Raw genomic sequence first — 14,028 nt, forward strand, 5'->3', positions numbered from 1 at the left:
CGCTCCGGTGCGCACCGTGCGCGCAGCGCCCCAGCCGACACCCGCACCGGCGCCGGTGCGCATCGCACCTGCGCCAGCACCGCGCCAGGTCGCTGTTCCGGTGATCAAGCGCCCGGCCTCGAAGCCCGTCGCCGCACCGATCGTCGTGGCGCAGCGCCCCGTCCGCGCGGCACCTCCGGTGGTTCTGGCTCCGAAGCCCGCGGCCAAGCCGGTCCCGAAGCCCCGCACCATCGTCGTGGCCCCGACCGATGCCGGGGTCTGCCCGGGGATCACCGGCATCTCGCGCGACTATCTCGGCAATGGCGGCCGCTACCCGGTGCGCTGCGGCCCGCAGGCGGAGAACCCGGTGACCGTGATCGCGCGCTCCGCCGCTCCGGCGGTCCGCGTCACGCCGACCCAGCCCGAGGCCCAGGCCACGCTGGCCGGGTCGACCCGTATCCTGCCGCGGCATGTCCGCGATGAGCGCCGGGCGGTGAATTCCGTGCCGGTGACGGTCCCGCGCGGCTACAAGCCCGCCTGGGACGATGACCGCCTCAACCCGCATCGCGCCAACATGTCGGTCGCCGGCTACTACGCGACCCAGAAGCTCTGGACCAACGAGGTGCCGCGGCGTCTTGTCCGGGGCGAGGCCGAGACGGAGATCCTCAAGATCGTCCAGTAAGGGACGGCACGTAAGGCGAGAGCTCGGCCGGGGGGAGACCTCCGGCCATTTTTCTGTCTCCTCGCCCGGTCAGGTCAGCCGTCCACGCGGACGAATTCCATGCGATAGACGACCTCTTCGCCGGTGGCCGGGTCGATGCCTGGCGCGCCCGAGATGGTCAGCCGATTGCCGTCCAGCGTGAACGGACGACTGAGCGCGCCGCCCCAGTTTGGATTCCACGACCCGTCGACCTCGTGGACGACCGTATCGCCGTCGAGCCGCCACTGCGCAACATAGGCGAGCATGCTGTCGAAGAGTTGGGCTTTCTCGTCGGTGGTCCACCCGTCCGGACCGGGCGCGGGCCGATCGCGGCAGATCACCGTGGCCATCATTCGCCCGTCGCGGTGATAGGCGATGTAGCCGATGGGATCCGGTCCGAGCGCATCGCGCGTCTCGCCGGTCGACACCGCGGTGCGGGTCCAGCTGAGCATGCGCCAGGACCCAATCAGAAGCTCGCTGTCCGGCATGGTGTTCCGCTCCTCGCGTCCCTCGTCGTCCTAGCACGGGTGGCCGGACCCGCCAATCCGCGTAGGCGTGGGATCAGCCGCCGCAGATCGCCTGCAGCCGCAGCCAATCGGCGTCCGGCAGGACCTCGCGGCTTCCCGAGACGGCGCGGGGATCGGCCTCGATCAGCCCCAGCACCGTCTCCCCGGTCACATCCAGCGCATAGGCATAGGGGGTGGAGCGCAGCTCGGCCTTGTCGAACGCGGCAAGAAGCCGGGACGGCTGGACGGGTGCCGGAGGCTGCGTCAGCACCCGTTCGGCATAACGGTCGAGCGCCGAGCCCGGCAGGCTGCCGGTGGTCAGGAGCGTCAGCGACGACCAGAGACCGGCCTCCGACAGGAGTGCGCGCAGCGGCGCGCCGCTCTCGGCCCGAAGCGCCTCGGCGAGGATGTAGCCCGCGGTGACATCGGGGTCCTGCGGATCCTCGACCACCGCGCGTCCGATGAGGATCGTGCCGCCGGGCAGATGCGCCGTGGTCTCGACCCCGTCGCGCAGCACCACCAGATCGTTCGCGCGGCCCGGCCCGAGCAGGCGCGTCGCGAGGCGGCGGAGCGGCTCGCGCGCCTCGGGCGAGGCGCAGGGCTGGCCGGACACCCGCGCGATCCGGTCAAGAAGAGCCTCGCCGATATCGGAGCGTTGCGCCTGCGGGACGACCCGCAGCGCGGTATCCAGAAGCGCACCCGGCAGCCAGAAGATGGCGGCCAGCGTGACCGCGGCGGCGAGCCCGAGGCCGATCCAGAGCCGAAGCTTGCCCGGATGCGGGCGCCTGCGATCGACGGCGCGGATGATCCGATCGAGCGCGTCGATCATCTCGACGCCGTCCTCGCCGATCTCCAGCGTCTCGCCGGGATCGCCATCGGGATGGAAGCTCGCCGGCAGCGTCCCGCGCGCGCTGCCGCGCTCCAGTGCCGCGAGCGACCAATGGGTCAGGGCGCGCTCGTTGAGATCGGACAGGGTCAGGGTGGCATCGCCGAGCGAGACGATGACCTCGCGCCGCTGTTCACCCGGCGCGGGCCGCCAGAGGCCGGTCGCCTCAAGCCGTTGATACTCGGTCAGAGCTGTCATGTCCGAAGGGCTGTCCCGCCTGCTCGAGCGCGACGCTAGCATGGCGAAGTGTTGCGGGCAACGCGCCCCGAGCCGCTAGCGGTAGTGATGTGCAGCGCTGGGTGTTGGAGATCTTTTGCACCTGCTGCGGTCTGGCGGGCACGTGTCCTTGAGCTTGTGGCTGCCGGATTCCGGTCCAGCTTCTTGCGCTGTATCGCTGAGGGTGGTCGACGCCAGCGTTCAGAAGCATCAAGGAAAAGACGGTTGCGGAGGCCGCCGAGCCATAAGGTGGAGCCAAGGCGCGGTGTTTGAATGTAGGTTGCGGCTGGCGGCAACAGGCTCCGGTTCGCGTGAGACATGCGACGGGAAAATCGGTCACGCAAATCCAGAAGGTATGAGATCCTGCGCTGCCTGCGGCACGAGGGCGGGCCTGCTCACTGGCCTGACAAAAGCCGCGATGACCGCACTTCCATCCCCGCCGCGATGCACGCGGCAGGGACGGAGGACCCGGCTCAGAGCGTCTTGGCTTCCTGGCGCAGTTCGAACTTCTGGATCTTGCCGGTCGAGGTCTTGGGCAGTTCCTTGAACACCACTTTCTTCGGTGTCTTGAACCCGGCCAGCGTCTTTCGGGCAAAGGCGATCAGCTCCTCCTCGGTCGCCTCGCACCCGTCCTTGAGTTCGACAAACGCACAGGGCACCTCGCCCCATTTCTCGTCGGGCTTTGCCACAACGGCGCAGAGCGACACCGCCTCGTGCCCCGCGATCACGCCCTCGACCTCGACCGACGAGATGTTCTCGCCACCCGAGATGATGATGTCCTTGGCGCGGTCGGCGATGCGGATGTAGCCGTCCTTTTCCAGGACCGCGAGGTCGCCGGTGTGATAGTAGCCGCCCTCGAAGCTCTCGGCGGTCTTCTCGGGGTCCTTGTAGTACCCCTTCATCACGCCATTGCCGCGATACATGATCTCGCCCTGCGTCTCGCCGTCATGGGCGACCTCGCTCATCGTCTCGGGGTCCATCACGGTGTTGTTCTCTATGAACGGCATGGCCACACCCTGGCGCGCCTTGACCGCGGCGCGCTCGTCGCCCTCGAGCCCGTCCCACATCGGCTTCCAGGTGCATTCTGTGGCCGGGCCGTAGGTCTCGGTCAGGCCGTAGACATGGGTGACGTTGAACCCCATCGGCTCGATCCGCTTGAGCGTCGAGGGCGGCGGCGGCGCACCGGCGGTGAAGACCTCGACGATGTGGTCGAACTCCCGCTTGTCGCCGTCCTTGGCGTTGATCAGCGTGTTCAGAACGATCGGCGCTCCGCCGAAATGGGTGACGCCCTCGTCGGCGATGGCATCGAAGATCGGCTTGGCCTGGATGTCGCGGCAGCAGACCAGCGTGCCGCCGACCAGAGGCATCATCCAGGTGTGGCACCAGCCATTGCAGTGAAAGAGCGGCACGATGGTCAGATAGACCGGGTTCAGCACCATGCGCCACGAGATCACCTGGCCCATCGCGTTCAGATAGGCGCCGCGGTGGTGGTAGACGACACCCTTGGGCCGCCCGGTGGTGCCGGAGGTGTAGTTGATCGAGATCGATTCCCACTCGTCCTCGGGCCAGTCCCAGGCGGCCTCGGGATCGCCGCTCTCCATCAACTCCTCGTAGGTCATGTGGCGGCCCGAGGCCTTGCGCCCGGCCTGGTCGTCGGAACACTCGATGAAGATCGGCGCAGTGCCCTCCATCCGGTCCGCGGCCTCTTCGGCCAGTTCGAGGAACTGGCTGTCGACCAGAACCATCTTCGCCCCGGCATGGTCGAAGATATAGGCGACCGTGTCGACGTCGAGACGGGTGTTGATCGTGTTCAGGACACCGCCCATGGCGGGCACGCCGAAATGCGCCTCGGCCTGGGGCGGCACGTTCGGCAGGATCGTCGCGACCACGTCGCCGCTCTTTATGCCCTTGTCGCGCAGGGCCGAGGCCAGCCGCGAGATCCGCGCGCGATGCTCGGCATAGGTCCGGCGCGTCTCGCCGTAAACAAGGGCGGTCTGCTCGGGAAAGACCTGAGCCGCGCGCACGAGGAAGGAAAGCGGTGTGAGAGGTACGTAATTGGCCGCGGTCTTCTCGAGACCGCTTTCATCCGGCAGCCATCCCATGATCAGTGTCCCTTCTTTTATCCTGGGTTTCTTCCCAAGATAGCGGCCCCCCGGGGCACGGCAAACGCGACATCGGTCGGAAGGGGATTCCCCGGCGCGCGCCGCCGCGCTACCAAGGCGGCATGATCGTCTCGCCCGGCCGCCGCTACATCTTCGTCCACATCCCCAAGACCGGCGGCACCTCTCTCGCGGCGGCGCTCGAGGCGCGGGCGATGAAGGACGACATCCTGATCGGCGACACCCCCAAGGCAGTCCGGCGACGCGGCCGGCTCAAGGGCCTCTCGGCGCGGGGGCGCCTCTGGAAACACGCGACCCTCGCCGATATCGAGGGGGTCCTGCCCGACGATGTCCTGTCCGACTGCCTCGTGGTGACGCTCGTGCGCAACCCCTGGGACCGCATGGTGAGTTATTATCACTGGCTCCAGGCCCAGAGCTTCGCGCACCCGGCCGTGGCGCTTTCGAAGGACTTGCCCTTCGCGGGCTTCCTCGCGCATCCGACGATCCGGACCAGCATCGCGTCCGCGCCTTATGCTTCCTACGTGACGGGCTCAACCGGGCTCGAGGCCCCGACGCTCTTCCTGCGACTCGAGACGCTTGCCGACGACATCGGCGCCTTCGAGGATCACCTGGGCTTCGCGCTCGAGATCGGGCACGAAAACGCCTCCGCCCGGGCCGCCGACTGGCGCAGCTATTACGACGACATGACAGCCGCCCTCGTCGCCGAGGATTGCGCCACCGACATCGCGCGCTTCGGATACCGCTTCGATCCCTGACGACCGGCCCGCGCCCCCATCACGGACAAGAGCGCCACGCGACTGGTTTCATCTGTCCAGAAATATTCCTCGGGGGTCTGGGGGCAGACAGCCCCCAGGACATCTGCCGTCAGACGCCGACCTCGGGCCCGAGGCACCACATCGGCTCGGCGCTCTGGCGCGCCTCGTAGAGCACGGTGCGGGTGGGATCGTTCTCGAACACCGCCCGCAGCCCGCCGGGGGCGCGGTAGAAGCTCCAGCATTGCGGGTCGGGATCGTGGACATAGGTGAAGCAGATCTGCTCGCCCGACGGGTACCATTCGCCCTCGCGGCAATCGCCGTCGAGAAACGACCAGATGACCCGGCGGTCGGGCTTGTATTCCTCGGCCCCGTAGGCTTGTCCGCCCGAGCCGAAAAAGAGCGTCTTGCCGGTCACATAGGCGTCGAATTCCGCGGCAGTCATCGGCGTCTCGGCAGCGGCGCCGAGAGCGGTGGAGGTCAGAAGGAGAAGGAGAGGAGCCAATCGCATGGGTGCAGTCTGACAGAGCGTCGCGCCAGACGGAAGCCGGGCCGAAGGGGCGGTCAGCGCGGCTCCGCCGGAGCGCTCCAGGCGCGGGCGCGGCGGTCCATCACCCGGCGCCAGATCGGCGGCACCAGCGCCAGGACGGCCATGACCGGCAGCGAATGCGGCAGCATTGGCATCGCCGCGCGGTCGAGCCTCAGGCCCGGATAGGCGCGCGACGGGGCGGCGTGATGATCCGAATGGCGCGGAGCGTTCAGCATCAGCCCGGCGGAAAAGCCGTGCGGGGCGTTCCAGCTGTGCTCCGGCCCGACCGGCTCGAGCCGCCCGGGCGCGGCCTCGGCCCGCCTGAGGCCGTAATGCTGGACATAGTCGGACAGGAGAAGCTGAAGCTGGGCATAGGCCGCCAGTGCCAGGTGCACCGCGACCCCGGCGCCCCCGGCAAGCGCCGCCGAGAGCGCCAGCGCGGCGACGGAGCCCGCGCCGTAGACGAGATAGGGATGCAGCCCCCCGCGGCCGGCGCGCAGGCGGCTTTCGGCCCGCCAGCCTTCGCGGAACGAGCCGATCCAGGCACGCGCGGCAAAAGCCCAGAAGCCTTCGCCCAACCGGGCGGAGTTCGGGTCGCGCGCGCTGGCGGCATGCACATGATGAACGCGGGTATGGGCCGAGACGTGGTGGCCGAAGAGGAGCGAGACATAGATCAGCACCCCGAGCCTTCGCCGCGCCCGCGACGGGGCGTGGATCAGCTCATGCGCGTTCGAGTTCGAGACCTGACCGAAAAAGAGCGACAGCGCCACGAAGAGCGCCAGCGCGCTGGGTAGCGGATGGCTGCCCGACGCGAGCACCACGATCCCGCCCCAGAGAAGCGGCAGATGCACGAGCCCCAGCACAACTGACAAGCCGCGGCCCGAGGGAAACTCGACGCCCGGATCGTCGGGCGCGGCGATCGCCACGATCCGGTCCATGAAGAAGGTGAAGACGGTGATGTAGCAAAGCGCCGCCCAGGCCGCGAGCCCGCCAAGGGCGAGCCCGAGCGCCAAAAGCGCCACGGGCGCGAGCGTGATCGGGGCGAAGCGGGACATCTGAGCCGGGCCAATCCTTTTGGCGGTGTTAAGCGCGCGGGGCGCGACGTGATACCTATCGGAAAATCTCGACACGCATCGGGCCAAAACACGACCCCCGGAGGGTCGTGCTCCGCGCGAGACGTGTCGTTTTGGGCACGAAATCCGCGCAGAGGGGCGCTAGGGTCCGGCCAGTTCGCGACAGGGAGACATCGGTCACATGGCACTCGACGACGAAAAGGGCGTTTGGAAACGCGCGCCGGGCAAGGGCCGTCCGACGCCGAAGGGGCGCCAGCTCGACGATGCGGCGCTCGCGGATGTCCGCGATCTTCTGGGCGAGCGGCCGCGTCGGCGCGACCTGCTGATCGAGTTCCTGCACCTGATCCAGGATCGCTTCAACCATCTCTCGGCCGCGCATCTGCGCGCGCTCGCCGAGGAGATGCGCCTGCCGATGGCCGAGGTCTACGAGGTCGCGAGCTTCTACGCGCATTTCGACGTGGTGCGCGAAGGCGAGACGCCGCCGCCGGCTCTGACCATCCGCGTCTGCGACTCGCTCTCCTGCGAACTGGCGGGGGCCGAGGCGCTGCTGAAGGCGCTCGAAGACGGTCTCGACGCCTCGGAGGTCCGGGTCCTGCGCGCGCCCTGCATGGGCCGCTGCGACACCGCGCCGGTGCTGGAGCTCGGCCACAACCATATCGACCACGCCACGCCCGAAAAGGTCGCCGCCGCGATCGAAGCTGGCGACACCCATGCGCATGTGCCCGACTACGAGGGGTTCGAGGCCTATGTCGAGGGCGGCGGCTACGCGGTGCTGAAGGAGCTGCGCGCGACGGGCGACTGGGAGGCGGTTCAGGACAAGGTCGCCTCCTCCGGCCTGCGAGGGCTTGGCGGCGCGGGATTTCCCTCGGGCAAGAAATGGGGCTTCGTCCGGGCCGAGGCCGGTCCGCGCTACCTGGCCGTCAATGGTGACGAGGGCGAGCCGGGCACCTTCAAGGACCGCTACTATCTCGAGCGGGTGCCGCATCTCTTTCTCGAAGGCATGCTGATCGCCGCCTGGGCGGTCGAGGCCGAGCGCGTCTTTCTCTACATGCGCGACGAATATCCGGCGGTTCTTGAGATCCTCGCCCGCGAGATCGGCAAGCTGGAGACGGCAGGGATCGTGGAGCCGGGATATATCGACCTGCGCCGCGGCGCGGGCGCCTATATCTGCGGCGAGGAAAGCGCGATGATTGAGTCGATCGAGGGCAAGCGCGGCCTGCCACGGCACCGCCCGCCCTATGTCGCGCAGGTCGGCGTCTTCGGGCGCCCGACGCTCGCCCATAATATCGAGACGCTCTACTGGGTCGCGCGCGTCTGCCGCGAAGGCCCCGAGGTCCTGAGCGCGCATGAGAAGAACGGCCGCAAGGGGCTGCGCTCGTTCTCGGTCTCGGGCCGGGTCAAGTCGCCGGGGGTGCATCTTCTGCCCGCGGGCTCGACCATCCGCGACGTGATCGAGGCGGCGGGCGGCATGCTCGACGGCCATGCCTTCAAGGCCTACCAGCCGGGCGGCCCGTCCTCGGGCCTGCTGCCTGCGTCGATGGACGACATCCCGCTCGATTTCGACATGCTCCAGCCGCATGGCTCCTTCATCGGCTCGGCGGCGGTCGTGGTGCTGTCCGACAAGGATTCCGCCAAGGACGCGGCGCTCAACATGCTGCGCTTCTTCGAGGATGAAAGCTGCGGGCAATGCACGCCCTGTCGCGTCGGCTGCGAAAAGGCGGTCAAGCTGATGTCGGCGGAGCGCTGGGATCGCGATCTTCTGGAGGAGCTGAGCCAGGCGATGGTCGATGCCTCGATCTGCGGCCTGGGCCAGGCCGCGCCGAACCCGATCCGGCTGGTGATGAAGCACTTCCCCGACGAGGTGTGACCGTGGGGTGAGCGGGGGAGGGGGCGCTGCCCCCTCTTGGCCTTCGGCCAATTCACCCCCGGCGGTATTTGGGAAAAAGAGAAGCATCAGGGGGCGGGCGCGTTGCGGCTGGCCTTTGGGCTGTGGGTGGTCAGCGGCGCCAGAGATGCGCGCGGGTGGCGAAGAGGCCCTGGAGCTTCGAGAGGCTGCGGTTGAACGGGCCGGGGGCGGGGATCTCGTCCCGGGTCAGCCGCTGGGCCACGGTTTCGACCGGGCAGGGGCGGCCCGAGACCGGGTCGACATAGCGCGGATAGTCGATGAGAGTGGCGTGGACGAGGCCTTCGAGGCTCGGACGGGGACCGCGGCGGCGGCGTTCGGGCACGGTCCCGAGATCGCGGGTGAGGTCCCAGCCCGCGTAGAAGGGCGCGCCGAGCGTGGTGACGGGGATGCCGCGCAGGAGCGCCTCGAAGCCCGCGAGCGAGGTCAGGGTCCAGACCTGGTCGACATGGTCCATGAGCATGGCGATATCGCCCGTCACGGTGAGATCGGCGTAGCGTTCGGGGCTCTCGACCGCGCCGGGGCGCAGGCCTGCCACGACATCGGGATGAGGCTTCCAGAGGATCAGGGCATCGGGGTTCTCGGCGCGTGTGCGGGCGAGGAGCGCCTCGTTGGTGCGGGTCTCGCCGGTGCCGAGGCGGATCGAGGCGTCATCCTCGACCTGGCCGGGCACGAGGATGCGCGGGGCGGTGCCGCGCTCGGGCAGATCGGGTAGAGAGCCGGGGAGATTGTACTTGGTGAGCTTCGCTCGGGTGAGAAAGGCGATCAGTTTCGTGGCGCGGTCGATCTGGTCGGGGGCAAGCTTGGGGCTTGCAGCGATCAGCTGTTCGAGCCGCGAGGGGTGCGCGGGGTCGTAATAGATGCCGTCGGGATCGAGCGCGAGGGAGAGCGGCGGCACGAGCTCGGCGCCGAGGCCGCGGGAGCGGAGGAACCCGTCCTCGAGACGATGGAGACGCGCCTCGGGCGGGGCGCTCGCGGCCCAGGCCATGTGCGGCGTGCCTGGGCGTGGGCTGTCGGTGAACCGCACCGGCGCGTGACGACCGAAGACGCGCTGTAGGGCAGGGCGCTTCCAGAGCCGCATGCCGGAGGCGGTCCAGCCCTTGCGGTCCTCGCGCCAGGCGCGGGTCTCTGCGTCGAGCTGGGCAGCGGCCTCTTCGAAGCTGCAGACACGGTCCCGGGCCGGGTCGATCCAGGTGGGATAGATGAGATAGGCGGCGGCGACGAGCTGCGCGCGGGTTAGTGCGCGGCCGCGGCGAGGCAGGGTGGTCTCGTCCTCGGTCAGGCCCCAGCCCGCGTAGAAGGGCGTGCCGAAGACCCTCGGGCGATGCCCGGCGAGGAGCGCTTCAAGCCCCATCTGGGATGAGAGCGTGTAGACCGCGACGGCGCCCTCGAGAAGCGCCCAGGGGGAGACGGATGTGTCGCAGATCTCGCAGCCCATCAGGTCGGCGGGCTTGAGATGACCGGGACGGAAGCCCTGCGCGGTCTCGGGATGGGTTTTGACCACGATCCGCGCGCCGGGGTGTTCGTCGCGCGCGGCAAAGAGCATCTCGCGGAAGCGGTTCGCATCGCCGCCCGAGGCGGTGACGGAGGCATCGCCCGCCACCTGGTCGATCACCAGCACATAGCCGGGCGCGGGCAGCTCGGCCTCGGGATCGGTGGCCGCGTATTTCGTCAGATGAGACCGGCGCAGCCAGTCGATGGCGCCCCGGGCCCGGTCAAGAAGCGCCGTGTCGTCGAGCGGGTGCGTGGCGAGCAGGGTCTCGAGATCGGAGGGGCGCGCGGCGTCGAAATGCAGACCGGTGTGATCGAAGAGGAGGCCGAAGGGGCGCTCTCCGGCGCGGCCCGGAAAGAGCGAGCGCAGCCAGGCGTCCTCGATCCTGAGGATCGGCGCGCCGGTCGCCTCGGCCACCCGCTCGCCGCGCCAGGCGCGGGGTGACGCGCCCCAGATGCCGATCGTGTCGCCGGGGCGGGGCTTGCACAGCGCGACCTGCCAGCCCGCCAGCGCGAGGCTCCGGCGCAGGCCGCGGTTAAGGAGAAAACCGCCGGTGTAAACGCACAGACGCCGGGGCGTGTCGGCCCCGGCGTCGATCTCCTCCGGCGCGGGGCCAGACAAGGGGTCAGCCTCCGCCGAGCGTGGTCGAGGCGGCGGAGACCGTGGTGGCGCTGGTCAGGGTGCCGGTCACCGCGGAGATGGTCTTGTTCCACTGGGTGAAGGGCGCTTCGGTGACGTAGAGCGTGTCGGCGTCGCGGATGACGAAATCGCGGGCCATGAACATGCCGTTCGGGCGCGTGAGATCGAGCACGTAAACCAGGCGCTGGGCACCGATCAGGTCGGTGCGTCCGAGCACCTGGTTGGCGATCTCGGCCGGTTCGTTGCGGAACACGAAGACGCCCGTGGGATCGGCGGCGGAGGGCACGAGCCCGCCGACCTGCGCGATGGCCTCGAGCGCCGAGAGCGTCTGGGTCTCGAAGGCGACCTGCGCCTGGGTGCCGGTCGCGCCGAGCGCGGTGAAGGCGCGGGAGTCTTCCTCGACGAGGATCGTGTCGCCGTTGCGCAGCGCGATGTCGAGATGCGGATTGTCGAAGAGATCGGAGAACCAGATCGTATCGGTGCGATGGCCGCGCTGGACCTTCACCTGCGCGATCTCGGGAGAGATCGTCACGCCGCCGGCCTGGGCCAGCATCGCGGCGAGCGTGCGGGTCGGGCGTTCGATCGGGTAGACGCCCTGGCCGCCGACGGCGCCGAGCAGCCGGACGGTCGAGCCGTCGCCTGCGAGACGGCGCACCTGCACCTGCGGATCGGGGGTCTGGTCGGCGAGCCGGTTGGTGATGATCCGGCGGATGGCCTCGGGCGTGTTGCCCGCGGCGCGGATACGGCCCGCGTAAGGCACGAAGATGAAGCCGGAGCCGTCGACCTGCACTTCCTCGAGGATCGTGGCATTTGTCGCGTCGGCGGCGAGAAGGCCGTCATCGACGTTTTCCCAGATCGTCAGGCCGAGCGTATCGCCGGGATTGATGATGTCCGAGCCGATCTGGCCCGCGTTGAGAAACGCCTCCGAGAAGCCCAGTGCCGGGACGACGGCGGTGGCGCGGGTCACCCGGTCGTTGACCGCGACGATGAAGGCGTCGCCTTCCCTCTGCACCGAGCCTGCGAAGATTTCGTTCTTGTTGGGACCGGTGCGCGGAAGGCCACAGGAGGCCAGCACCGAAACGGCGGCAAGGAGCGCGACGGAGCGCGCCCAGCGTCTGGTGGAACGGTTCACTGCTCGGTCTCCTCGACCTGATTATTATTCTGCCTGCACGTTTTTCGGCGAGGCTAGCGAAAAATCCAAGGATGGGGAAGGGTTGCGGCAAAAAGCTCTCAGACCACGACGCGCAACTGTTGCCGCGGAGCCGCGGTGCCACGGGCAAACGCATCGTAGGGATCGTCTGTGGCGAGCATCATGTCAACCACCTGGCGCAGAAGCTGGCGGCGGCCGCGGGCCGAGTAGAAGCCGCCGGGCAACTGGCTCGTTTCCAGAAGGAAGCGGCGGTAATCGGTATAGGCGCGGTGGTCGGGGCGCGAGGGCGCGGCGAAGAATTCGGCCAGGCTTTGGGTCGAGACGAACTCGGGCTTGTCGTAGACCGCGCGTCCGAAGACCTTCAGCGGAATGCCGCGCCAGAGCACCTGCTGGGCGGCGGTGGAGTTCACGGTCACGGCAGTGCGCGCGTCGTTCAGGAGCTGCGCCAGCTTGCCGCCGCGCACGTAATGCACCCGGTCCGAGACGCCGTGGCGGCGGGCGAGGTCGCGGATCGTCCGGCGCACCGGCACGCGCCCGTCCTCGAGCGGGTGGGCCTTGAAGACAAGGTGGTGGTGACCCGGCGCACCCTGGGCGAAGCCGATCATCACCTCTTCGAGAAACTCGGGCAGGGTGGCGAAGGGCGAATGCTGCTGGAAGCTCGCATCGTGTTCGAGCTGCAGGAGCGCCAGGTGGTAGGGGAACCCGCCCATCCGGATCCGCGCCTGCGCGATCATCCGGTCGGCCCAGCTCCAGGGCATCAGGAGCAGGCGGCGGACATAGAGCTGAAATTCCTTGGTCACCGGGATCGCGCGATGGGGCCGGAAATTGCGGTAGTCGCCGTTCCGGAACATCACGAACCAGTGGTAGAGCGCGCCGTAGAAGATGTGATGGCGCATGTCGCCCCAATGCGCGGGCGGCAGCGGGGCTTCCATATCCGACATCTCGAGCGCGGCGCGCATGTCGGCGACCGACATCTGCATCAGGCGGGAATGGCCGTTGGCGCCGTCGCGCTCGTAGGTGACCCAGTAGGGCCGCATGTAGCCCTCTTCGAAGACATGCACGGTCAGACCGCGGGCGCGGGCCTCTTCGATGGCCTCGGCATGGATGCGGCGGACATCGCCGTAGAGCACCAGGTCGGTGACGCCCTTCTCGGTGAAGAGCTGCGAGATATGGGCGCGCCAGTCATCTGGCGCGCCACGATAGGGCAGGTAGCTCTTGGGATGGAACCAGAAGGCGCGGTCGCCGGCATTGAAGCCGACGCGCCAGACCTCTGCCCCGGTCCGGCGCAGCATCGCGCCCAGCCGGTGGAAGAAAGGTCCATGGGGGCCCTGCAGGAACAGGAAGACCCGTCGCTCTCCGGTTGCGTAACTCATACCTTCGGACTATCACCCGCCTCGTATTTGCGGGGCACGTTAGCGGGCCCCTTAGGCGAAATTAAGGCCGGACCTTCCGGCTCGGGGGAAGCAAATGTTCACCGGAATCGTGACCGATATCGGCGAAGTGCGCGAATTGCATCAGCGGGGCGACCTCAGGGCGCGGATCGCCACGTCCTACGTGACCTCGGGGATCGACCTCGGGGCTTCCATCGCCTGCGACGGGGTCTGCCTGACCGTGGTGCAGACCGGCGCCGACTGGTTCGACGTGGAGATCAGCGCCGAGACGGTGTCGAAGACCAATATCGGGGCGTGGTCGATCGGCTACCGCATCAATCTCGAACGCGCGCTCACGGTGGGTGACGAGCTTGGCGGCCATATCGTCTCGGGTCACGTCGACGGCGTGGCCGAGGTGGTGTCGATCACCGACGAGGGCGACAGCACCCGCGTGCGCCTTCGCGCGCCCGAGACGCTCAAGCGGTTCATCGCGCCGAAAGGGTCGGTGGCGCTCAACGGCACCTCGCTGACCGTGAACGAGGTCGAGGGCGCGGAGTTCGGCATCAACTTCATCCCGCACACCAAAGAGGTCACCACCTGGGGCGACGTCCAGGAGGGCGACCGGGTCAATCTCGAGATCGATACGCTGGCGCGATATGTGGCACGGCTGGCAGAGGCGTCCTGAGCCCAGCTCATAATTGCGTGTGGGCGAT

At 68.5% G+C, this 14,028-nt stretch carries 11 protein-coding genes and 1 pseudogene; 4 read left to right on the forward strand and 8 right to left on the reverse strand.

What is annotated here, in order from left to right:
* A pseudogene (locus tag ACFQ4E_RS17400) lies at positions 1-661 on the forward strand (hypothetical protein); the annotation flags it as partial.
* 74 nt (positions 662-735) lie between these two features.
* On the opposite strand, the gene ACFQ4E_RS17405 reads toward ACFQ4E_RS17400, so the two are convergent.
* From ACFQ4E_RS17405 to ACFQ4E_RS17415, 3 genes are all read right to left on the reverse strand, one after another.
* On the reverse strand, positions 736-1,167 hold the full coding sequence (locus ACFQ4E_RS17405) for a lipocalin-like domain-containing protein (protein WP_386805804.1): 432 nt from the start codon (positions 1,165-1,167) through the stop codon (positions 736-738).
* A 73-nt stretch (positions 1,168-1,240) separates the two neighbouring features.
* On the reverse strand, positions 1,241-2,269 hold the full coding sequence (locus ACFQ4E_RS17410; protein ID WP_386805805.1) for a hypothetical protein: 1,029 nt from the start codon (positions 2,267-2,269) through the stop codon (positions 1,241-1,243).
* Between the two features lie 491 nt (positions 2,270-2,760).
* Positions 2,761-4,389: an AMP-binding protein gene (locus tag ACFQ4E_RS17415; RefSeq protein WP_386805806.1), complete on the reverse strand. Its 1,629-nt coding sequence runs from the start codon at positions 4,387-4,389 to the stop codon at positions 2,761-2,763.
* A 122-nt stretch (positions 4,390-4,511) separates the two neighbouring features.
* Between ACFQ4E_RS17415 and ACFQ4E_RS17420 the strand changes: the two genes are divergently transcribed.
* On the forward strand, positions 4,512-5,162 hold the full coding sequence (locus ACFQ4E_RS17420) for a Type II secretory pathway, pullulanase PulA (protein WP_386805807.1): 651 nt from the start codon (positions 4,512-4,514) through the stop codon (positions 5,160-5,162).
* A gap of 109 nt (positions 5,163-5,271) precedes the next feature.
* Here ACFQ4E_RS17420 and ACFQ4E_RS17425 read toward each other — a convergent pair whose 3' ends face one another.
* Positions 5,272-5,670 (reverse strand): hypothetical protein, encoded by a 399-nt coding sequence (locus ACFQ4E_RS17425; protein WP_386805808.1) that lies wholly within the window; start codon positions 5,668-5,670, stop codon positions 5,272-5,274.
* Between the two features lie 53 nt (positions 5,671-5,723).
* Entirely contained in the window at positions 5,724-6,743 is a 1,020-nt protein-coding gene (locus tag ACFQ4E_RS17430; RefSeq protein WP_386805809.1) for an alkane 1-monooxygenase, read from the reverse strand.
* 199 nt (positions 6,744-6,942) lie between these two features.
* On the opposite strand from ACFQ4E_RS17430, the gene ACFQ4E_RS17435 reads away from it, so the two are divergent.
* A complete protein-coding gene (locus ACFQ4E_RS17435) occupies positions 6,943-8,628 on the forward strand; it encodes an NAD(P)H-dependent oxidoreductase subunit E (RefSeq protein WP_386805810.1) in 1,686 nt (561 codons plus the stop codon).
* A 130-nt stretch (positions 8,629-8,758) separates the two neighbouring features.
* On the opposite strand, the gene ACFQ4E_RS17440 is transcribed toward ACFQ4E_RS17435, so the two are convergent.
* The 3 genes from ACFQ4E_RS17440 to ACFQ4E_RS17450 form a co-directional block, all read right to left on the reverse strand.
* Positions 8,759-10,777, reverse strand: coding sequence for a capsular polysaccharide biosynthesis protein (locus ACFQ4E_RS17440; protein WP_386805811.1), 2,019 nt, complete (start codon positions 10,775-10,777; stop codon positions 8,759-8,761).
* Between the two features lie 4 nt (positions 10,778-10,781).
* Positions 10,782-11,927 (reverse strand): polysaccharide biosynthesis/export family protein, encoded by a 1,146-nt coding sequence (locus ACFQ4E_RS17445; RefSeq protein WP_386805812.1) that lies wholly within the window; start codon positions 11,925-11,927, stop codon positions 10,782-10,784.
* Positions 11,928-12,025: 98 nt separating this feature from the next.
* Positions 12,026-13,318, reverse strand: coding sequence for a capsule biosynthesis protein (locus ACFQ4E_RS17450; RefSeq protein WP_386805813.1), 1,293 nt, complete (start codon positions 13,316-13,318; stop codon positions 12,026-12,028).
* Between the two features lie 94 nt (positions 13,319-13,412).
* Between ACFQ4E_RS17450 and ACFQ4E_RS17455 the strand changes: the two genes are divergently transcribed.
* Positions 13,413-14,000 (forward strand): riboflavin synthase, encoded by a 588-nt coding sequence (locus ACFQ4E_RS17455; protein WP_386805814.1) that lies wholly within the window; start codon positions 13,413-13,415, stop codon positions 13,998-14,000.
* Positions 14,001-14,028 lie beyond the last annotated feature (28 nt).

The organism is Litorisediminicola beolgyonensis, assembly GCF_042679605.1.
GTDB classification, from domain to species: domain Bacteria; phylum Pseudomonadota; class Alphaproteobacteria; order Rhodobacterales; family Rhodobacteraceae; genus Litorisediminicola; species Litorisediminicola beolgyonensis.